The 21,401-nt window shown below is 60.0% G+C and carries 20 protein-coding genes; 5 read left to right on the forward strand and 15 right to left on the reverse strand.

Annotated features, from left to right (window positions below):
* From IE111_RS21805 to IE111_RS21815, 3 genes are read right to left on the reverse strand one after another with little or no spacing between them, the layout of a single operon-like run.
* Positions 1-831 (reverse strand): ABC transporter ATP-binding protein, encoded by an 831-nt coding sequence (locus IE111_RS21805; protein WP_189612862.1) that lies wholly within the window; start codon positions 829-831, stop codon positions 1-3.
* A gap of 2 nt (positions 832-833) precedes the next feature.
* Positions 834-1,730, reverse strand: a complete 897-nt coding sequence (locus tag IE111_RS21810; RefSeq protein ID WP_189612865.1) for an ABC transporter permease — start codon at positions 1,728-1,730, stop codon at positions 834-836.
* Positions 1,727-2,782 (reverse strand): ABC transporter permease, encoded by a 1,056-nt coding sequence (locus tag IE111_RS21815; protein ID WP_189612867.1) that lies wholly within the window; start codon positions 2,780-2,782, stop codon positions 1,727-1,729. Before IE111_RS21815 ends, IE111_RS21810 begins: the two co-directional genes overlap by 4 nt.
* Before the next feature lie 89 nt (positions 2,783-2,871).
* Between IE111_RS21815 and IE111_RS21820 the strand changes: the two genes are divergently transcribed.
* Genes IE111_RS21820 through IE111_RS21830 form a run of 3 tightly spaced genes read left to right on the forward strand, consistent with a single transcriptional unit; the run spans position 2,872 to position 5,607 of the window.
* Positions 2,872-3,468 (forward strand): helix-turn-helix domain-containing protein, encoded by a 597-nt coding sequence (locus IE111_RS21820; RefSeq protein ID WP_189612869.1) that lies wholly within the window; start codon positions 2,872-2,874, stop codon positions 3,466-3,468.
* 44 nt (positions 3,469-3,512) lie between these two features.
* Positions 3,513-5,105 (forward strand): ABC transporter substrate-binding protein, encoded by a 1,593-nt coding sequence (locus tag IE111_RS21825; RefSeq protein WP_189612871.1) that lies wholly within the window; start codon positions 3,513-3,515, stop codon positions 5,103-5,105.
* A 49-nt stretch (positions 5,106-5,154) separates the two neighbouring features.
* Positions 5,155-5,607 (forward strand): GAF domain-containing protein, encoded by a 453-nt coding sequence (locus tag IE111_RS21830; protein ID WP_189612873.1) that lies wholly within the window; start codon positions 5,155-5,157, stop codon positions 5,605-5,607.
* Here the strand turns inward: IE111_RS21830 and IE111_RS21835 are convergent.
* The 12 genes from IE111_RS21835 to IE111_RS21890 all read right to left on the reverse strand — a co-directional run bounded on the left by IE111_RS21835 (position 5,604) and on the right by IE111_RS21890 (position 18,327).
* Positions 5,604-6,617 (reverse strand): ester cyclase, encoded by a 1,014-nt coding sequence (locus IE111_RS21835; protein WP_189612876.1) that lies wholly within the window; start codon positions 6,615-6,617, stop codon positions 5,604-5,606. The two genes, IE111_RS21830 and IE111_RS21835, sit on opposite strands and share 4 nt — an antisense overlap.
* Before the next feature lie 158 nt (positions 6,618-6,775).
* Positions 6,776-7,492, reverse strand: coding sequence for an RraA family protein (locus IE111_RS21840; RefSeq protein ID WP_189612878.1), 717 nt, complete (start codon positions 7,490-7,492; stop codon positions 6,776-6,778).
* On the reverse strand, positions 7,489-8,199 hold the full coding sequence (locus IE111_RS21845) for an alpha/beta fold hydrolase (protein ID WP_189612880.1): 711 nt from the start codon (positions 8,197-8,199) through the stop codon (positions 7,489-7,491). Before IE111_RS21845 ends, IE111_RS21840 begins: the two co-directional genes overlap by 4 nt.
* Entirely contained in the window at positions 8,189-9,157 is a 969-nt protein-coding gene (locus IE111_RS21850; RefSeq protein WP_189612883.1) for a cupin domain-containing protein, read from the reverse strand. The genes IE111_RS21845 and IE111_RS21850 overlap by 11 nt, the downstream gene beginning before the upstream one ends.
* A gap of 4 nt (positions 9,158-9,161) precedes the next feature.
* Entirely contained in the window at positions 9,162-10,130 is a 969-nt protein-coding gene (locus tag IE111_RS21855) for an ester cyclase (RefSeq protein ID WP_189612885.1), read from the reverse strand.
* Complete coding sequence (locus tag IE111_RS21860; protein ID WP_189612887.1) at positions 10,117-11,148, reverse strand: LacI family DNA-binding transcriptional regulator; 1,032 nt, start codon at positions 11,146-11,148, stop codon at positions 10,117-10,119. Before IE111_RS21860 ends, IE111_RS21855 begins: the two co-directional genes overlap by 14 nt.
* A complete protein-coding gene (locus tag IE111_RS21865) occupies positions 11,145-11,909 on the reverse strand; it encodes an SDR family NAD(P)-dependent oxidoreductase (RefSeq protein WP_189612889.1) in 765 nt (254 codons plus the stop codon). Before IE111_RS21865 ends, IE111_RS21860 begins: the two co-directional genes overlap by 4 nt.
* A gap of 6 nt (positions 11,910-11,915) precedes the next feature.
* Positions 11,916-13,229: a histidinol dehydrogenase gene (hisD, locus tag IE111_RS21870; RefSeq protein ID WP_189612891.1), complete on the reverse strand. Its 1,314-nt coding sequence runs from the start codon at positions 13,227-13,229 to the stop codon at positions 11,916-11,918.
* A gap of 438 nt (positions 13,230-13,667) precedes the next feature.
* Entirely contained in the window at positions 13,668-14,885 is a 1,218-nt protein-coding gene (locus tag IE111_RS21875) for a carbohydrate ABC transporter permease (RefSeq protein ID WP_189612893.1), read from the reverse strand.
* A 4-nt stretch (positions 14,886-14,889) separates the two neighbouring features.
* Positions 14,890-15,915, reverse strand: a complete 1,026-nt coding sequence (locus IE111_RS21880; RefSeq protein ID WP_189612895.1) for a carbohydrate ABC transporter permease — start codon at positions 15,913-15,915, stop codon at positions 14,890-14,892.
* Between the two features lie 123 nt (positions 15,916-16,038).
* Positions 16,039-17,247 (reverse strand): ABC transporter substrate-binding protein, encoded by a 1,209-nt coding sequence (locus IE111_RS21885; RefSeq protein WP_189612898.1) that lies wholly within the window; start codon positions 17,245-17,247, stop codon positions 16,039-16,041.
* Between the two features lie 24 nt (positions 17,248-17,271).
* The gene (locus IE111_RS21890) at positions 17,272-18,327 is read right to left on the reverse strand and encodes an ABC transporter ATP-binding protein (protein ID WP_189612900.1); all 1,056 of its coding nucleotides are present in this window, start codon (positions 18,325-18,327) and stop codon (positions 17,272-17,274) included.
* A 176-nt stretch (positions 18,328-18,503) separates the two neighbouring features.
* On the opposite strand from IE111_RS21890, the gene IE111_RS21895 reads away from it, so the two are divergent.
* Together IE111_RS21895 and gbpA are read left to right on the forward strand one after the other, a co-directional pair.
* Positions 18,504-19,514 carry an ester cyclase gene (locus IE111_RS21895; RefSeq protein WP_189612903.1) on the forward strand — a complete coding sequence of 337 codons (1,011 nt, stop codon included), beginning with the start codon at positions 18,504-18,506 and terminating at the stop codon, positions 19,512-19,514.
* A gap of 273 nt (positions 19,515-19,787) precedes the next feature.
* On the forward strand, positions 19,788-21,206 hold the full coding sequence (gbpA, locus tag IE111_RS21900; RefSeq protein ID WP_189612905.1) for an N-acetylglucosamine-binding protein GbpA: 1,419 nt from the start codon (positions 19,788-19,790) through the stop codon (positions 21,204-21,206).
* Positions 21,207-21,401: the final 195 nt, after the last annotated feature.

A 21,401-nucleotide genomic window follows, 5' to 3' on the forward strand; every position in this document is an offset into this window, starting at 1 on the left:
TTACACACTCCCCAGTTGAATACGATCCAGGATGGGCAATCGGTTCCGGTGCTCATTCAATACGGGTACCGACGCCAACAGGCCCTGTGTATAGGGGTGCGTTGCCTGATGCAATTGCCCGGCTTCACAAGTCTCCACGATACGCCCCTTGAACATCACCAAAATACGATCGCAATAACGTGAAACAAGGTTCAGATCGTGGCTGATTAAAATAAGGCCCATGCCTTTGTATCGAATCAGGTCGTCCATGATGTCCAGAACCTGAGACTGAACGGATACGTCCAGCGCCGACGTAGGTTCATCGGCTATCATCAAATCCGGCTCCAAAATCACCATCATGGCGATCATGACACGCTGACCCATACCCCCGGACACTTCATGAGGGTATTGCCGGTAGACGCGCTCGGGATCATCGATACGTACCGAACGAAGCGCCTTCAGTACCGACTCACGACGCTGCTTTCTGTTCTGCCGACCGTGGAACTCAAGCACTTCGCTCATCTGATGCCCAATCGTCATAACAGGATTCAGTGAAAACTTCGGATCCTGCATGACCATCGACAACCGCGCACCTCGCAATCGTCGCATGGCTTTATCGGGAAGCGTTTGCAGATCCTGGCCATCGAACACCATCCGATCCGCGGTGACCCGACCGGGTGGTGCGATCAGTCGCATCAAGGCGCGTCCGGTCATCGACTTGCCGGACCCGCTCTCGCCGACGATCCCGAGGCGTTCACGACCGAGATCGAAACTGATGCCCTTTACAACCTCAACCGGCCCCTGGTGACTGGGAAACTCGACGCGCAGATTTTCAACACTCAACAAACTCATGATCAGGTCCTGTTCCGGGGATCGAGTACATCGCGTAAGCCATCGCCAAACAGACAGAAGCCGAGGCTGACCACAACAATGGCGAAACCGGGCATGGTGGCGACCCACCATTGATCCAGAATGAAGGCCCGCCCGCTGGAAATCATCGCGCCCCACTCGGGCATTGGCGGTTGCGCCCCCAACCCCAGAAAACCGAGGCCGGCCGCGGTCAAAATGATGCCGGCCATGTCAAGCGTCACACGTACAATCGTCGATGACAGACACAGGGGCATCACGTGGCGGACAATGATGCGAGCGTGCGATGCCCCTTGCATGCGAATCGCCGACATAAACTCCGCATTGCGAAAGGTCAGGGTTTCCGCCCGGGCAATGCGGGCATAAACAGGCCAGGCGGTAATCGCGATGGCGATCACCGCGTTCTCGATGCCCGGCCCAAGAGCGGCGACAAAGGCCAGGGCCATGATCAGCCGGGGCATGGACAGAAAGATATCGGTTAACCCCATCAGAACGCGATCCACCCAGCCGCCGAAATAGCCGGCCATGGTGCCGATCAGCAGCCCCAATGGCGCGGAAATCACGGCCACCAGCAGTACGATGTACAAAGTGATGCGAGAACCGTGAATAATGCGCGACATAATATCCCGCCCCAATTCATCGGTTCCCATCCAATGTGCGGCCGAAGGCGGGAGCAGGCGCGCCGACAGGTCGCTTTCAATCGGCGAATAGGGTGCGATCCAGGGAGCGAAGGCCGCCACTAGCAGAAGCCCCAGAATAATAACCAGTCCCACCAGTGCCAACGGGTTAGCGAACAGCGCCCGCGATGTCCGATACGCCTGCCCCAAACCGGCCTGCCAACGGGTTTCGGGCGCGTCACTCATCAACCAGTTAACCGTCATCATGCGCGAGCCCTCGGATCCAGTATGCGATACAACAAATCGGACAGGCGGTTGATGCCGATGAACACAGCACCGATAACCAGGGTCGCGCCCAGCACCGCATTCATGTCCGCGTTCAGCAGGGCATTGGTCAGATAGTTACCAATCCCCGGCCAGGAAAACACCGTCTCGATCATCACCGACCCTTCCAGCAGTTGAGCGAAGGACAGCCCGATCACGGTGACCAACTGAATGCGGATCGCCCGAAAGGCATGACGCCAAATCACTACCCGTTCCGGTGCACCTTTGACTCGGGCGGTGACGATGTATTCCTGGCTCAACTGATCCAGCATGAACGAGCGGGTCATCCGAGCAATGTAGGCCAGACTGAAGAACCCGAGAATAAACGCCGGCAACACAATATGTGAAACAGCGCTGCGAAAGACGCCCCACTCACCGGCCAGGGCACTGTCGAGCAACAACAAGCCCGTTTTGGGTTTGACCAGGCCCTCCATGAAGATATCGAGCCGTCCCGGGCCGCCGACCCAATGAAGATGGGCGTAAAACAACGCCAGCCCCACCAACCCTAGCCAGAATGCGGGGATCGCATAACCGGCCAATCCGATCACGCGAATGACCTGATCCACCCAACGGCCTTGATTGGCCGCCGCCACAACGCCGGCGGGGACACCGATGAACACACCGATCAGAATGCCCAGAGTCGCCATCTCCAACGTGGCGGGGAATACACGTCCCAGCTCTTCAATGACCGGTCGTTGACTGCTGACGGCCATGCCCAGATCGCCCTGCAGCACCGAACCGACGTAGTGAATGAATTGAAGCCAAAGCGGATCGTTTAGTCCCATCTCCAGCTTGACGGCGTCGTACACCTCCTGCGGTGCACGGTCTCCCACAACCGCCAGCACCGGGTCGATGGGCACTACCCGCCCAATAACGAAGGTGATCAACAACAACCCCAGAAACGTCAGCGACAAAGTAGCCAGAAAACCGGCTCCCGTCTTCAACCACCGCAAAGACGGCGGTACAGGCCGGGCCGACAGGCGAACGGCAGTCATATAAAACCTTTATTGTTATGAAAAAGTTTTTTGACTTAACTAAATTTTTTTACTAATGTCAAATTACTTTCACAGCCAAGAGATCACCGATGAACCCTCAACTCTCTGACTCCGAAGCCGGAACTACCTTGCTCAGCGGTTCGCGAATCCGTGAACTCAGGCGCCGGGCTGGCATGACTTTGCAAGCCCTCAGTGACCAGGCTGGTATCTCGGTTGGCTTTCTCAGTCAGGTGGAGCGGGGCAAAGGCACGCCGTCACTGGGTACCCTTGCCCAGTTGGCCGCGGCGCTCGGTGTCAGCATCGAGTATTTCATCTCCACGCCCAAAGCGACGGACAGCATCACCCGGTCCGATGAACGGCCGCGATTTGCCGTGGCCGACTCCTCGTTGCAGTACGAGCGGATTTCCACCGACCTCCCCGGCGGCCAGTTGACCTCGCTGATCATTCATATTCCGGTGGGTTACGAGTCCGAGCTGACCAGCCACCCCGGCGAGGAACTGATTCTGATGCTGGAAGGCGCGGTCAAGCAGACATTGGGTGACAGCACCTTCACGCTGCACGCCGGTGACTCACTGCACTTTATGGGCGACACACCGCACCAGTTCGCGAACATCGGCGATGTTCCGGTGAAAATGCTGTGGACAGGCACATCCCCTCGTTTGAAGGGCCCTCAGCCGTCCCGTTGAACACGGGGCCGATTATTGACCAATACTGTTGGAGAATCAGAACAATGAATAACCGACTGAAGGCTGCGGTGTCAGCCCTCGTATTGTCGTTGCCAGGCGTATCCGCCTGGGCCGCGACACCGGATGACACCCTGGTCGTCGCTCAGAACATCGACGACATCGTTAGCATCGACCCGGCTCAGGCCTATGAGTTTTCCTCGGGAGAATTCGTCGCCAACACCTACGATCAATTGGTGCAATACGACGCAGAGGACACCACCACCCTGGCCCCCGGACTGGCCACCAAGTGGACGGTGAATGCCGAAGATCGGGAAATCGTATTCTCATTGCGCGACGACGTGCGGTTCCATTCCGGCAACACCTTCGACCCGGAGGATGTCGTCTACTCGTTCAAGCGCGTCATCGAACTCAACAAGGCGCCCGCCTTTATCCTGACCCAGTTGGGCTGGACCTCAGACAACATCGAGGACATGGTGACTGCGGGTGACGATTCCGTCACCGTCCGGTATGAAGGGGACTTCGCACCGTCTTTCGTACTCAACGTGCTGGCGTCCAGACCGGCGTCGATCGTGGACGCTGAACTGGTTGCCTCACATGCCTCCGATGGGGACATGGGCAACGCCTGGCTCAACAGAAATTCCGCCGGAACCGGTCCGTTCAAATTGCGCACCTACCGTCCGGCCGAATTGCTGATCATGGATGCCAACGATGACTATTTCGGCGGTACCCCGGAGATCAATGGCGTCATCATTCGTCACGTCGCCGAAGCGGCCACGCAACGGTTGTTACTGGAAGCGGGCGATGTCGACATCGCCATGAACCTGACCCCGGATCAGGTCAAGGGGTTGTCCGGCAACAACGACGTGTCGGTTAAAACCTACCCTCAGGCCGCTGTACACTTCCTGTCGTTTAACCAGAAAGATTCCCGCCTGACGTCCGAAGCTCTGTGGGAAGCCGCGCGCTACCTGGTGGATTACAACGGCATGGTCGACTCTTTCCTGAACGGACAAATGGAAGTCCATCAATCGTTCTGGCCAGCCGGTTTCCCGGGCGCGGTCACCGAGACGCCATATGAGTATAATCCGGACAAAGCGCGTGCCATCCTGGAAGACGCCGGTGTGGACCTGCCGATCACTGTCACGCTCGATGTGATCAACTCGGCACCGTTTACCGATATGGCTCAGGCCCTGCAGGCGACGTTCGCACCGGTCGGTATCAACTTCGAGATTCTTCCCGGTACCGGCGCTCAGGTCATTACCAAGTACCGGGCCCGTACTCATGAAGCCATGTTGCTGTATTGGGGACCGGATTTCATGGACCCGCACTCAAACGCCAAGGCGTTTTCCTACAACTCGGATAACTCAGACGACAACTACCAGAGCACAACCACCTGGCGCAATGCCTGGCAGCCGTCCGATGAGATGAACCGCATGACCATGGCGGCTCTGACGGAACAAGACAACGAACAGCGCATGGTCATGTACCGGGAACTGCAGCGCGGCGTACAAGGTGATTCGCCGATCGTCATCATGTTCCAGGCGACCAAGCAAGTCGCGATGCATGACGCGGTGGACGGCTTTGTGAACGGCGCCATTTCAGACTACGTGTATTACCGATTAGTCGACAAGAACGAATAGCTCAACCCTTTGGGGCCACCGGCCCCTTTTTTTTCACTCAGGAAATCGAATGACCGCACCTTCCATATATTCCGACATCCACCACGCGGCGGACGCCAAAATGGGGATTCGACTGTTCACCGTTATGGTTCTGGATCACACCAATAATCAGGCGCAACGCGTCTATACATCCCACCCCGACGCTTACCCGGTCACTGGGTCCAAACCGATGCTGACCAACCGCTGGAGCCGGCACGTACTGGACGAGCAAAAACCTTTTGTCGCCAACCGTACCGAGGAGTTCGCCGATGTGTTTGGCGACCACGCTGTCATCAATGCGCTTGGGTGCGCATCGGTTGTGAACGTTCCGGTGATTGATCGACAGCGGGTCGTGGGAACGGTCAATTTTCTGGATCGGGCCAAACACTTCTCTCCGGGTCGGGTCGCCCAGTTGATCGCTCTGGTGGAGCGGCATACGCCCAAACTGGTTGAGGTCATGCAAGAACCCGTCGCCCTTCCCTAATCGTCAAACGGCTGCAACCCGCGCGCTTTGTTAAATTCTTTCAACCGATGAAACACATCCACACCCAGTTGGTGATAGACGTGCAACAGGTCGATCAGCACCCAGTTCTCACGGATGAGGCCGTTTTCGCAGCGCCAGAAGTCCAGGCTGCGCATGGTGATCTCCTGATTGTTCGGAACGATACCCATCCAACCGTCCTGACTGATGGTCATGCTCATGCCAGGCCAGGCGGTGAATCCCACGAAGTCGCCGTCGGCGAACAGATGACCGTTGTCCGGGTTGCCGTCGCGGTTGGGCATCGCGTTCAGGAATGGAATCTGGTGCCAGTTGCGAAAACCGCGCAACCCCCGGCCTGTGCCGATGCCGCTCGGGCCGTACCAGCTGCAGCGTGGGTGCCAGTAGTCTTCCAGTCGCATGGCTCTGGCACCGCCTTCGGCGAAGTTTCCCAACGATTGGAGCATGTTTTCGACCCGTTCGAGGCTCGCCTTCGACCGCGCATCGTCGCGTGAGTCGGGTACGAAACCGTTTTGTGGCGCGGGACCGGGAACATGCCACTCGCGACCGAGACTTGGCGCCATGGGCCAGGCATCGGCCTGCATCATCAGTTCCGGGATATCCCAGATCGCCTGCATCTCGACGATCCGCCCGTCGTCGAAACGGAAAAATTCATGGAAGCGCAGCGATACCTGGCGTCGGGTCGGCGGGATATCCAGCCAGGGGTGATCGAAGTTGCCGGTGTAATAACCGCAGCACCCGACCCATTGGCCACCGTTCTGGCTCGGCCCTTCCATGACGATGGTGTCGCGGCATTCGAGATCCGGAATGGCTTCGAACAGAGGCATCAGAGCCCGGTCGAAGAAGGCGGCCGTGTCGGGGAGAGTTTCGAAGGGGTGGCACAGTTGGAGTAAGGCGTCCGGGTGGAAGAGATCATTGATCGCTTCGCGGACGGTCTCGGGGTCGAAGTTGTAGAGGGCCTGTCGGTAGGGTTGGATTCGGGTTTTGTTGGACATGTGACTCCTCTCTGTAGCGTATGTGGTAGGGCCGAAGAGGCTTTGCCGACATCGGCCATGTGGACGAAGCCCACCGTGGTGGCATTGGTTGGTCGGGGCACCGTGTTCGAAACGGCCCATATCGGCGTTGCCTCTTCGGCCCTACGAAGGTTCTATGGTTATTTTTCCCGGGCCGCTTCGAAACAGGCCCAGGCTTGTTTGAAGTGTTCGAAGTTGAAATCCGGCGACTTGGCGGCATCGAGCACGATGCGTTCGCGCATCATCATGGTTTCGATGGCTTTGGGCAGTTCGGCTTGCGCGTCGTCCGGAATGATCACGGCGCCGTGCCGGTCGGCGTGGATCAGGTCACCCGGATTAACGGTGAGGTCGAAGACAGTAACCGGAATATCGTAGGCTTCGACGCGCACGAAGGCATGCGACGGGCCGATCGAGCCGGCGATGACCGGATAGTCCGGCGCCAATGCATCGAGGTCGCGCATGACGCCGTTAGTCAGGGTGCCCTGTAAACCGAAGCCTTTGTGCACCGTGGTATTGATCTCGCCCCAATACGCGCCGACGCAATCCGGGTAGTCGAGGTCTTCGATGACCACAACCGAGGGTTTGGGGGCTTCGGCCATGTATTGGTAGTAGGCCATGCGTCGCTCGGCGATAGCGCCCGGGTTTTCGCTCGTCGGTTCGGCGGCGCGCAACTGGGCGGTGCGGGCGTAGCCGACCATAGGCGGTTGCCTGGGGTCGGCCGCCAGCACGGTGCGGCGGGTGAAGCCGCTGCCCTGCCGCTTGCCCAGTACGACTTCGATGGCGTTGGCGATGGTCGGGGTGTCGACAGCGCGCAGCGCGTCGAAATAGGCATTGTCGAAAGCGGTCTTGGTGGTCATGTCAGTCTCTCCAGCCAGGTGTTCAGGGCGGCGTTGACCGCGTCCGGGGCTTGCAGCGTCGACAGATGGCCGACGTGCGGCAGAACAACCAGTTCGCAGTCCGGCATCAGGGTCGCGATGGCCTCGTGTCGGTCCAGTGGGCAAAGTTGATCGTCCTCGCCCACCAACGCCAGGCCCGGTACGGTGACACCTTTCAATGTCTTGGTTTGCCCGGGCCTGTCACGCAACGCGATCGATTGACGCAGAAAGACGGCCGGTCCCAGGTCTTCCGCCATGGTCAAAATCACATCCAGTTGGGCGCATTCGGTTTCGTGCGCGGCACAATATTTCGGCGCCATCTGGTCGCGCATGACCTCAATCAGGCGGCCTTCGCGCACGGCCTGCATCTGGGGTTCGCGTTTTTCCCGCACCTCTTCCGGTTCCGCCCAGGGGTTGGTGTCCATCAAAGCCAAACCGGCGATGCGGTCCGGTGCCTGGCGCACCATTTCCATCGCCAGGATGCCGCCCATGGACAAACCGCCCAACGCGAACCGCGGCCAGGGCGTGTCCGCCAGTACTCTGCGTGCCAGTTCGGTCATCGAATCGGCCCCGGTGATATCGGCGACGACCACCGGGCGCTCCGATTGGAACGCCTCGATCTGGGGCGCGAACAAGCGTTCGTCGCACATCATTCCGGGGAGCAACAGCAGGGGCAGTTCAGTCGACATGAGTCGGCCCCGCCGGGTCGTCGGTGTTGCGCACCAGGAATAAGGCGGTCTCGCCGCTCATCGTCGGTTCGATGACGCGCTCGCTGCCGGGTGGCACGGCGCAGGTGTCGCCCGGCGCCAGTGTCGCCGAAACGCCGTCGACCGTGACGCGCCAATGGCCGCGATGCACCATCAGGATTTCATGGCGATCGGTGCGGTAGGCGTCGCCCAATCCGACCTGTCCACGTTGCAGGAAGTCGATCTCGAATCCGGGTTTATCTTTTAACCACCCGTCCGCACCAAGCACGCGCAACGGTGCCTGTCGCGCCAGGGCTTCTATATCCCGGTAGCGGGCGACATAGTCGGGAATCACCGCGTTCTCGTGCACCACCGGGAACTGCTTCAGTTCCTCCGGCGTCAGCAACGGCATCGGCTTGATGCCCTCCGGCAATTGCTCGCCCTTTTTACTGTCGTACAGCTTGCCGTTCTCGGCCAACACCAGGCCGTGCTCGCGCGCCGCCTCGATAACGTGTGGCGCCCAGATGACACCGCCGCCGGCATCGTCGCCGCCGAGCACGGCCATCAGCATGCCGTAGTCGTCGCCAATGTTTTCGAAGCCGCGGAAAATACCGGTCGGGATATTGAACAGATCGCCCGGCTCGGCGATGAACTCACCATCGGTGCCGTGCTCACCCCAGAAAAACCGCCAGCGACCGCTGTGGACGAAAAACACTTCGGCGGTGCGATGGGTGTGCAGCGAGTTCGTGCAACGCGGCGGCTGGCCGGCGGCGCCGATGTTGAAGCCGGGTGTCTCGCGAATGTGGACGTATTGATCCGGGCTTTCGGACACACCCGCCCCGATAATGGTGAAGTTTTCTTTCTGGTTGGAGCCCGGCGTGTGAGCATCGATAAAGGCTGTGCGACAGGGCACCAGATCGCCGTAGCGAACGATGCGCTGTTCCAGAGTGCTGGCATCCATTGGTTTACCCCTTATGCAGCAGAATTTGTTTCCAGATGGCGGATTCGTCGAACAGGACCCACTCCCGATTCAAACCGCGCGGACCGAACTCGGCGTGGCTGATACCCATGACATGCACAGGCGCACCGGTGGGCGGGCTGAAAGCCCCGACGCCATCGTGCGTGCCGGTCAGGCTCCAGCGCACGGCGGCGCGATCGGCCATGCCGGCGTCCTGACGGCCGATGATGTGGTGCACCTTGAACTCGGCGAACGGAAATGCCGAGCGCAGGCCCAGCCAGAAGCGGTCGGCCGCGTCCCGGCCATGCTCGGTCACGCCACCGGGCAATTCCAACTGCACGGCCCGGTCATAGGTTTCGCGAACGGCGCGCAATTCGGCGTTCATGATGCGCTCCAGGAATTCGGCGTAACGCAGACCGAGCGGGTGCTCGTTACCCCGGCTCTGGTAGGGTCCGGCGACGTCCTGATCCGGTGTGAACGGTCGCTTGGCGTGCTCGGCGCCACCTTCCTGTTCGATCTGGTCGGCCGCGAAGCGTTGCGGGTCCAGGCCCAACTGGCGCACGACCGCGCCCAGGTCGCGGATCATCCACTCGTCCGTGATTTGATTGTCGATGCAGTAACAGTCGGCAATGATCCGGAACTGAAGACGCTTGCTGGTCGGCGGACCGAACACGCCGTGGCCGCGATGCGTCGCGGTGGAAAAAATGCGATGCGAGGACAGAAACCCCGCATCCTCGTCGCCACACCAGATGACATCCTCGCCGAGCAGGGTACGGTCCGGAAATTCGGCCAGGGTTCCCATGGTGGCGGCGATGACGTTTTCGTTGCCCTGGGTCAGCCCGGCGGGCGTGCGCACCGGTAGAGTGTCGCCGTAATAACGGCGCAGGGTATCGAGCCCCCGACCTTCCCAGATCTCTTCGGTGATCTTGATGATGTAGTCGGGCAGGTCACGAAACTGTGAGTCAAAATTTTTCATGGTCGTATCCTGGCGGTATGCGTGCGGACCCCCGAACGATCAGAGGCCCTTCGATTTCGATGCGTTTGGCGTCGGTGCCGGGGTTGTCCAGTCGCTCTAGCAGGGCGTTGACGGTGGCATCGACCATGGCGTCCACCGGCTGTGCCATCGTGGTCAGGTTGTAGGCCAGAGCCTTGGCCAGCGGTACGTCGTCGTAGCCGATAACGGAGACATCGTCCGGCACCCGTAAGCCCAACTCGAACCGCAGGGTATCGAGCACGGCCAGCGCCATATGATCGTTGGCGGCGAATATGGCATCCGGGTGGCTCGACTCGGGACCCCGATACAACGACAGGATGGCTTCGCGAGCCAGGTCCTGCCGGTAATCGCCGAGCGCCCGCACGTGCAGCTCCAGACCGTGCGCCTGCAACCCCTCAACAAAGCCTGTTTCCCGGTCCCGGTTCGTGGACGACCCTTCGAAACCGGACAGATAAGCGATGCGGCGATGCCCCCCGGCCACCAGAAAATCCGCAACCTCGCGTCCGCCCTTGCGGTTGTTGGAGGTAATGGCGGTCACGTCTTCGGCGTCGATCGCCCGGTTGAACAGAATGACCGGCACGGCCACCGAGTGGCAGGCATCGATCCAGTCCGGTGACAGCGACACCGAGGCGAGTACGACCGCATCGATCTGGTACTGCAGGAATTCCTCGACGATGGCGTCGGCCGGCTCGTTGCTGTCGGCGAAAAACATTAGGCTGTGGTAACCGCGTTTCTGCAACTCACGGGACAGCTTTTCCAGCGCCACCGGGTAGTACTGGTTTTCCATATAACCGAATACGAAACCGATGATCTTGCTGCGCCTCGTGATCATCGAACGCGCCATGACATTGGGCTGATAGCCCAACTCCTTGGCGGCTCGCAAAATCTTCTCGCGCGTGCTGGCTTTTACCGACGAGCCGGGCGTGAATGCCCGACTGACGGCGGACTGACTGACACCGGCCAATTGAGCGACATCACGGGAACTCGGTTTGCGTTTCATCGCGCGGTCCATCCTCCGTCCACCATCAAGGCCGTGCCGGTCACCAGGGCACTGGCATCACTGGCCAGAAACACCACCGGCCCCATCAGATCCTCGATCTCGCCAACCCGGCCGAGGGCAATGTTGTCCGTCACCCACCGGGTAAAGTCGGCGTCCGCCAACATCGGCTCGGTCAAGGGGGTGCGAATAAACGTGGGACACAGCGTATTGATGCGAATGCCGTGCGCACCCAGCTCCAGTGCCATCGACCGGGTAAACCCCTCGACGGCGTGCTTGCTCGCGCAATAGGCCGCGCGCTTGGGGCCACCCACATGCCCCATCTGACTCGACAGGGTTATCAGGCTGCCGGGCTTCCCCGCGCGAATCAGCTTGTCGGCCACCCGCTGGGCGATGAAAAAGGCCGAGCGGGTGTTCAGCGACATCGTGAAATCAAAGTCCTCGGGCGTGACCTCGAGCGCCGGTGGGTGCCGGGCCCCGCCGGCGCTGGACACCAACACATCAAAGGGAGGCTCCGCATCGACGAACCGGCTCACGGCATCGAGATCGGTCACATCCAGCGTCACGGCACGGGCGTCGCCGCCGCGTGCTCGAATCGCCTCGGCGACGGACTCGATCTCGGCCTGCGTGCGCGCCGTCAGCGTCACCTCGGCACCGGCCTCGGCCAGCGCCACCGCGCAAGCCAGGCCAATGCCCCGGCCCGCCCCGGTGACCAGGGCGCGCTTGCCGTCGAGTCGAAAACTGGGGGTTTTTGGCAGTTCCATAGTGTCTTATTCCGGTTGTACCGCGCTGTAGGGTTCGACGTCGCGATGGCCGTACCGCCGCACGCGCAGGTTGGCTTGTTCCCCGTGACCGGCGAAGCCTTCCAGCGCACACAGGCGCGAGCAGTACTCGCCCACGGTCGCGGACGCCTCGTCGGTCAGGACTTTCTGATAGGTGCAGGTCTTGATGAATTTACCGACCCACAGGCCCCCTGTATAGCGCGCGGCCTTTTTGGTCGGCAGCGTGTGGTTGGTGCCGATGCACTTGTCGCCGAACGACACATTGGTGCGCGGCCCCAGAAACAGTGCGCCGTAGTTGGTCATGTTGTCCTTGAACCAGTCGTCGCGGTCGGTCATCACCTGCACATGCTCGGACGCGATCTCATCAGCAATGCTCAGCATTTCCTCATAGCTCTCGGCGACGATCACCTGACCGTACTCCTCCCAGCTCTGCCGTGCCGCCTCGGCCGTCGGCAGAATACCCAACTGACGCTCGACCTCGGCCATCGTCTCACGCGCGAGTTTCTCGGAATTGGTCAGCAACACGGCCGGGGAATTGGTACCGTGCTCTGCCTGCCCCAACAGATCGATGGCGCACATTTCGCCGTCGACCGTCTCATCGGCGATGACCAGCGTCTCGGTCGGCCCGGCGAACAAATCGATGCCGACCCGGCCGAATAACTGACGCTTGGCTTCCGCGACAAACGCATTCCCCGGCCCCACGAGCATGTCGACCGGTTTGATCGACTCGGTACCAATGGCCATGGCACCCACGGCCTGAATACCGCCCAACGCATAGATCTCATTCGCTCCGGCCAGATGCTGCGCCGCGACAATGGCCGCTGCCGGCTGCCCCTTGTACGGCGGCGCACAGGACACAATACGCTTCACCCCGGCGACATTGGCGGTCAACACCGACATATGCGCCGACGCGACCATCGGATACTTGCCACCGGGCACGTAACAGCCGACGGAGTTCATCGGAATGTTCTTGTGCCCGAGAATCACCCCCGGCAAGGTCTCGACTTCAATATCCTGCAACGCGGCACGCTGATGCTCGGCAAAACGACGCACCTGCGTTTGTGCGAATTCGATGTCTTTCAATTCCCGGTCGCTCAAACTGTCGAGGCAGGCCTGAATTTCCTGATCCGTCAATCGATAGCTCTCACGTTCCCAGCTGTCGAATTTGATGGACATGTCACGGATGGCCGCATCGCCCCGTTGCTCAATATCATTCAACGCGTTTTCAACAATGCCGCGTACCTTGGCATCAATTTCAGCAACGGCACTGGCTTCTTTTCCGGTCTTCAAATAAGTGGCCATTTTCTTCGGCTCCTACTGTGTGCGTATTGGTTTTGTTCTGTGGTTGCTCGGGTGGTTGGTTTTAGTTCTGTGGCTGCTGGCCCGCGCCGGCTGCCGGGTACTCCCGCTCAGGGTCGCGCGGGGTGCCGCCCATTCAACCCATCCATGGGAGCTAGACCACAGCATCCCTGCTGTGGACTTCCCTGACCGGGAGCACCCGGCATCCGTCGCTCACTACCAAGTCCACTACCCCAAACCCATCCATCAGTTCCTGAATTAACACTGTGTGATGAGTTGGTGTGATAGAGCATTGGATGCCGGGGGTACGTTTGCGGGGATGTCCGCAGCATGGATGCTGCGGCCAAGCCTACATGGATGTATTTACGGCGACCCCGCAGGCGTATCCCCGGCAGCCAATGCGGTACCACTGACACCAGATCCAACCCAGCCACAGTCACATCAGCCCTTGACAGCCCCGGCCGTCAGGCCGGAGACGATTTGTTTCTGGAAGACCATGACCAACAGGAACAGCGGCGCCGTGATCGACGCGGCCGCCGCGATGGCTTCGATCTGGTCGGTGGCCGTGGTTTCGCGATTGAAATACTGCGTGATCGCCGGAACCATCGTCTGACTCTGGTTATCGAGCAGCAGCGACGTGACCAGGTAATCGTTGTACGCCAACAGGAACGAGAACAGCCCTGTGGTGATCACCCCCGGCCACATCACCGGCATGATGACCTGGCGAAACGCCTGAAAATGGGAACAGCCATCGATGCGGGCCGCTTCATCCAGATCCTTCGGGACCGTCATGAAAAAGCTGCGCAGCATCCAGATGGTGAACGGCTGGTTGATGGCGACCAGCACCGCGATCACGGCCAAGGGTTGGCCATAGAGCGTCGGTGGTGTCTCGCTGAAGGCACTTAACACCACACCGAGGATCGGTGTATCCCACAGCATCTGGAAGAACTCGCGCGACTGGATGAATACCGGCATGTACCCGGTCACCAGCACCGAGTGCGGCAGTGCGCGAAACACCAGCGCGGCGATCAGCAGCCAGAAGGCAATGGCGGATGTAGTGCGCGACAGCGCGTACGCCGCCAGGGTTCCAACGGTGAGCGAGATGGTGACCACACCGACGGTGACGATGATGGAGTTCTTGAACTGCTCGTAGAAGGTGTTGTCGATCCAGACCGCGTAGTAGTGCTCAAGCGTTATGCCGACCAGCGGTTTGGCGAGGAGGCCGACCAGGGGTATCCAGCCCAGTACCACTTCCAGTGCCGCCGTGATGCCGGGCAACAGGAAGCCGAAGCCGACATACAGGATCACCAGATAGGCGAGACCGAGAAAAATGCCGCCCATAAACCGCTGACCGCCCGGTGCGAACAACGCCAGGCCGGGTTGGGCGAGGCGGACCGGCAACTGATAGGCGACAACCAGGAAGAACCCGCCGACAGCGAGGTCGATCAGCGACAGCGCTTCGCCTTCACTCTGGGTGTTCGGGCCGAACAGAACTTCCAGCGGGTTCGACGCGAAGGCGTCAACCGGCAGTTTGAACGACATAACGACCACCCAGAACAGGGGAAAGGCCGCGACGACGATCCAGAACAACAGGAAGGAGTAAGTGCCGACCTTCAACCAGGGGGGCTGGCGCATGGCGTTGGGTATTGTGTTTTCCATGGGTTCAGGCTCCGGTTCGATGTTCACGCCAGGTCCGGCGCAGCACGGGAATCAAGATGATGATGATGCCAACCATGGTGAGCATGGATGAGGCCGAGGCTCGGCTGATGGCACGGTTGCCACTGTCGTCCGGTGTCAGGTAGTCGAAGGTGAGCCATTGCAATGAAATGACATGGGCTTCGCTTGAGAAACCGATGACTTCCTCGAACACACGGTAAGCGTCCATCAGATGAATCATGGTGACGAAAATGATCAGCGGCTGCAGGTGCGGCACGATGACATAGCGCAGTCGCTCCCAGCGGGAAGCACCGTCGACGGTGGCGGCATCCAGCGTGTCCTGATTGACCGTCTGCAGGCCGGCGTAGAAGATCACAAAGGCAAAGGGCGCGACGTGCCAGACCCGGTAGAAGAGCATAAGCAGTTCAATGGTCCAGCCCTGGGCGAACATGGAAATGTCCTGCCCGGTCAGTTGTTCCAACCCTCGGGTGATCAGGCCGTCACCGATGAACAACCAGCGGATGGACAGCGCGCCGATCACCGGTGTGATGATGAACGGCAACAGCGACACGAAAATGATGGGGCCGCGCAAGGTACGCACACAATTGTTCACCGCCATGGCGATGCTGAGCCCGACAACCAGGACAAACGGCAAGGTGATCAGGGTGAACATCACGGTAAATCGCAAGGCCTTGTAGAAGTCGATGGTTCGAAACGGTTCCAGCCACTGCCCCTGAGTGAAAGCCCGCTTGACCCGTTCCGGTTGCAACAGGGTGCGATAGGTATCCAGCCCGACAAACACCGTATTCGTCAGGACTTCTCCGTTGTCCTTGATGATGGGTTTGCGGCGCACTTCGGTGGTGCAGGTCTGGGTGGTGAAACCGGGTGTGCAGGATTCCACCGTCACGTCCTCGTAGACACTGCGGGTCACGTAAAAGCTGCCGATAAACACGCTGATCAGGGGCGCGGCGATGAACACCAGCATCATGATCAGGGACGGACCGACAAAGAGATAAAACGTCTTTCTGTTCATTGGGTTCTGCCCGGTTTGATGGCACAACCAAACCGCCGGATCGTGCTCAGCCGTTTGATTGATGGAAAACGGAGGGGCCGGTTTCCGGTCCCCTCAAAGAGACGCCGTCGTAACGGGTCGGTATTACAAAAGACCTTGTTCTTCGGCCGCGGTGCGGTAATCCGACTCGATGGCGCGCAGCGTGGCTTCGGCACTCTGTTTACCGGTCAGGAAGTCGGCCACGTTGTTGCCCAGTGCGGTGTGCATCAGACCGATCTCGACGCGCGAGGGATAGCTTGGCGCACCGCCCTGGACGGACTCGATCGCGCCCTTTGCCAAAGGCGTCGGTTCATAGCCGGGCACCAACCAGGCCGCGACTTCGCGATGTTTCCGGACCATGTCTTCATCCAGACCTTCCAATGCGACACGGAAGGCGTTTTCCGCCGCCTCGTCGCTGAGGTTTTTGGCGATGACGATGCCGTCCCACCACAGTGTGGTCGCCGGTTTACCGCCATCGACCACGGCCGGGGCGGCCGCCATGCCGACCTTGCCGACCACCGAGGATTCGGCCTCGTTATTCATCGCCGCCGCGCGCGACGACCACAGGTTGGCCATGGCGATCTTGCCCTGCTGGAACTGTTGCTGAACGTAGGTGGAATCGGACACCAGGTATTCCGGGTCCATGTATTCGGTGAGAGCTTTCATCAGTTCCAGGGTTTTGACGCCGTTGTCGTTGTTCACGGCCGGCTCGGAGCTGTTGAAGAATTCACCGCCATAACCCAGATAGATGTTGACGAACTCCTCGCCCAGGTTCCAACCGGTCTGGAAGGTGCCGCCGAGCGGGTAGTCCACCACACCGGCCTCGCGGATGGTTTCGGCGGCGCGCAGGACTTCATGCCAGGTGGTCGGCACATCCAGCCCCAACTGATCGAATATATCGGTGCGGTACATCAGGTGCTGGGTGTTGATCATCATGGCGACGGCCTTCACCTCGCCGTCGAATTTGATCAACTGGGCCGGGCGAACCTGATCGCCGTATTTGGCCACCAGATCGTCCAGCGGACGAATCAGGTCACGGTTGAGCAGCGGCGTAATGGTTGAGTTGCTGACGCCGCCGATTTCATACAAAGACGGGCTGGAGGCGAAGGCGGTCGGCTGCTTGGTACGGAATTCATTGTCCAGTTCGGCTTCGAAGTTTCCGCACTCGGCCATGGCGTCGGTCACCACTTTCCAGGCTTCGAAACTGTTGGCCAGAATGGACACCGGTTCCGGGTTGTCAAAATCGCATTCGGCCTGAACGCCGGTGGCGACCAGTGCGGAACCGAGCAGGGCGGCGAGGGTCAGTTTTCTCATTGTTTTCTCTCCTCAACGGATGGTTCAGCCATCGATCCGATGGCCGGTGTGTGCATCGAACCAGTGGCAACTTTCCGGCGCCAACCGGAAACCCACCTGCTGATCCATTTCGACTTCAAAGTCCTTGGAGGCTTTCGCCGCCACCAGAGTCCCGTCGATGTTCAACGTGACCAGGGTGGCATCTCCCAACAATTCGACGCTGTAGACCGGGGCGACCAGGGTGGCGTCGTTGTCGAGGGTGACCTCGACGTCCTCGGCCCGGAATCCCAGGGTGATGTCCCCTTCGTTCTGAATGTCGCCCGCCGGTATGCGCGCGTCGCCGGCCACAAAGTGGCCCTGTTCGATGCGGCCCGACAACAGATTCATGGCCGGAGAACCGATGAAAGAGGCGACAAAGGTATTGGCGGGCGTATCGTAAATCTGCTTCGGCGTGCCCAGTTGCTGCAGTTTGCCTTTGTTCATGACCACCACGCGGTCAGCTAAAGTCATAGCCTCGATCTGATCGTGCGTCACATAGATGGTGGTGGTTTTCAGGGTGTGCTGCAGATGCTTGATCTTGGCCCGGGTGGAGACACGCAATTTGGCGTCCAGGTTGGACAAGGGCTCGTCCATTAAAAAGACGTTGGGCTCACGGACAATGGCCCGCGCCAGCGCGACACGTTGACGCTGACCGCCGGACAACTCGCGGGGAAAACGATGCAACAGGTTATCGAGTTCAACCATGTCGGCGGCCTTGCGGACCCGGTCGTCGTGAGTGGTCGGGTCCACCTTGCGTACCTTGAGTGGAAACCGGATGTTCTCATAGACGGTCAGATTGGGATAAAGGCCATAGCTCTGAAACACCATGGCCACATCGCGATCCTTGGGGTCCAGGTTATTGACGCGGGTGTCGCCGATCAGAATATCTCCGTCGGAGGGGTCTTCGAGGCCCGCGATCATGCGCATGGTGGTGGTTTTACCGCAGCCGGACGGACCGAGGAAGACGATGAATTCCTGATCGGCCACTTCCAGGTCGAAGTGGCTGACGCCGGTCACTTTACCCCAGCGTTTGGTGATGCCGTTGAGCCTGATACTCGCCATGCGGTATGTCCTCTCGATCCGATTGTTCTTGAACTTGTTGTTGTTGTCGTTCGGCGCGCTGATCTGGCGGGAAGTCGCCTTGAGTCATCGCCAATGAATACGTACGCATTTAAGTTTGCATAAAATGACTACGTATGCAAACCTAAATTTGTGAACGCACATTGAGGATATCGACAATGACCGATCTGACCCCGCTCATCCAGGGGCTGAACCGCCTGCTCACTACTGGGGATGACGACCTGAACGAGGCCATGGCCGAGATCAGCCACCCCGACGCCGACTGGTACTGGTCCGACCCGGTGGGACATTGCGCGGGTGCGCAGGCCAGTCTGGAGCGGCTGTTTCAGCCGTTACGATCGGCGTTCGGTCACCTGCACCGTCGGCCCGAGCTGTTTATCTCCGGCGACTCGCGGGTTCACCCCGGCGAGACCTGGGTATCCGGCTTCGGACACTTCGTGGGTAATCTGCAAGCCCCGCTGTTCGGGCTGCAACCGCATCACCATCTCGTGTTCTTGAGATACGGCGAGTTCTACCGACTGGTGGACGGCAAGATCGCGGAAGCCCGCATCATCGTCGACTGGGTGGACCTGATGCGACAATTGGGTTGCATGCCCTTACCGATGGAACTCGGCACCGAAATGCTGTTCCCCGGACCCGCCAGCCACGACGGCATTCGGTTGACCGACGGGCCCGGCGCGCAGGATAACGCCACCGTTCTGTTGGTCGAGGCCATGCTGGGAGACTTGAAGGCGTTCGACCCCGATACCTTCGACAGCGCCGGTCAGTCCGGCGAGGGCGGCTACTGGCATCGCGACATGCTCTGGTATGGTCCTGGCGGCATCGGTTCCAACCTGAGCTACGACGGTTTCCAGAAAGACCACCGCATTCCCTTCCTGACCGCCTTTCCGGATCGGGTCGGCGGGCAGCACTACGCCCGCTTTGGCGACGGTCCTTACGCCTGCTCCAGCGGCTGGCCTTCCATCGACGCCACCCACGGAGGCGACTATCTGGGCGTACCGGCCACAAACCGGGCCATCACCATGCGCGTCATGGACTGGTGGCGGGTCGAAGACGGGCAGTTGATCGAAAACTGGGTGCTGATCGATTTCGTGCACTTGTTCGGTCAGTTGGGTGTGGATCTGTTCGAGCGAGCGCGCGAACGAGCAAGCACAGACGCCCGGTCATAGGTTGATGGGTCGCGCAGGGCGGTGCCTCCACCCTGCAGGAGCGCAGGCCCCTGCGCGACCCGAATTGGCTCCATACCTTCAGACCATCTCCCGCCTCAATGGTCCCATCCAACATAACCTATTGATTTTAAAGCAGTTTGTTTTTTTGAACCCGCCCACAAAACCGACGTTTTCACCACGGCCCTCGCCTCGCGACCTGATAGGTTCACCCTGCCATTAGAGTTCGTTGTCCTAATGATCATCCCCCATTCCTAAAACAAAACAGGTTCGATCATGAAACAGACTCTGCAAACGACGCTGGCCTTCGGTTGCCTGGCCGCCTCGACATTGCTTAGCCAAACCGCCCTGGCGCACGGCTACATCAGCCAACCCGCCTCCCGCTCACAACAATGCGCCCTGGGTGCCAACACCGGGTGCGGCGCCATTCAATGGGAACCGCAAAGCGTGGAAGGGCCGGATCGCTTTCCGGAAACCGGACCGGCCGACGGCGAGATTGCCAGCGCCGGGGTGTCCCACTTTTCCGAACTGAACACCCAGACCGCGACCCGATGGACCAAAACCACGGTCCAGACCGGATCCATCGACATCAGCTGGCATTTCACCGCCAACCACAGCTCACGGGACTTCCGCTACTTTCTGACCAAACCCGGCTGGAACCCGAACCAGCCATTGGAACGCGCCAGTTTCGATCTGGATCCGTTCTGTGTGGTCGACGGGAACAATGAACGTCCGCCGGTGGATCTCACCCACGAATGCTATCTGCCGGAAAACCGCAGTGGCTACCATGTCCTGCTCGGGGTCTGGGACGTGGGCGATACCGTCAATTCGTTTTACCAGGTAGTCGATATCGTGATCGACGGCGACAACACCGGGCCGAGCTGGACCGATGTCGGCGACATTCACCCCTCCACCGACCTGAACCCGGGCGATGTCGTCCGCGCCCGGGTATTCGACGATGTCGGCGAAATGCCGGAGCTGGCCATCGCCTGGACGGTGGATACCCCAGCCAACGGCGACAGCCAGGTCTGGCCGCAAAAACTGGCGGAAACCATCAATGCCGACAGTACGCAACTGCGCGCCGGTGTGCTGAACAACGGCACCATCACACCGGCCCCGGGCCGTAACGATGTCTTCGTGGAAGCGGGCAGCGCGATCACCCGGGTCGAGACTGAAATCGTCACCGATGAACCGGAGCCGGTGGACTTCTCCCTGAATGGCGTTATGGATCGCTACGAGATCGTGGATGGCCGGGCCGAGGTCGATTTCAACCTGACCAGCCGGCAAACCCTGACAATTACGGCCGAACTGTTCGATGCGGACAACAACCGGATCACCGGCACCCAGGGCACGCTGAACACCAGCCTGGATCTCGGCTTGACCGTCGAGAACGCACAGCCCGGCACCTACAGCCTGGTGGTGGTCGCTGAAAACGAAAACGGAGGAACCGCCCAGCAAACGCGGACGCTGAACCTGGTCGACCCGAATGCGGATCAGGAATACGACTTTGTGTATCCGAAAGGCCTGGAGAGCTATGAGGGAGGCACCCGAGTACTGGCCCGGGACGGCGCCGTGTACGAGTGCAAGCCGTTCCCGTACGAAGGCTGGTGCCGGGTCTATTCCGACGCCTCACCGCATTACGAGCCGGGGTACGGGAGCAATTGGGAAGATGCCTGGATTCGGGTAGCGCCGTAAAGGAAAGGCGGAACCTGCCCGTCGCTGAACGACGGGCAGGGGCTGTACCGATACCCGAACCGTAGGGCAGAAGAGCCTAAGACGACATCTGCCAAGTGGGCGGAGCCCACCCGGTAACCTGCGGAAGGCTTCTAGCTTTGGCTGATACGGCGGATAACGCCTTACGGCTCTTCCGCCCTACACCATCAAAGCAAG

The organism is Saccharospirillum salsuginis, assembly GCF_014651855.1.
GTDB classification, from domain to species: domain Bacteria; phylum Pseudomonadota; class Gammaproteobacteria; order Pseudomonadales; family Natronospirillaceae; genus Saccharospirillum; species Saccharospirillum salsuginis.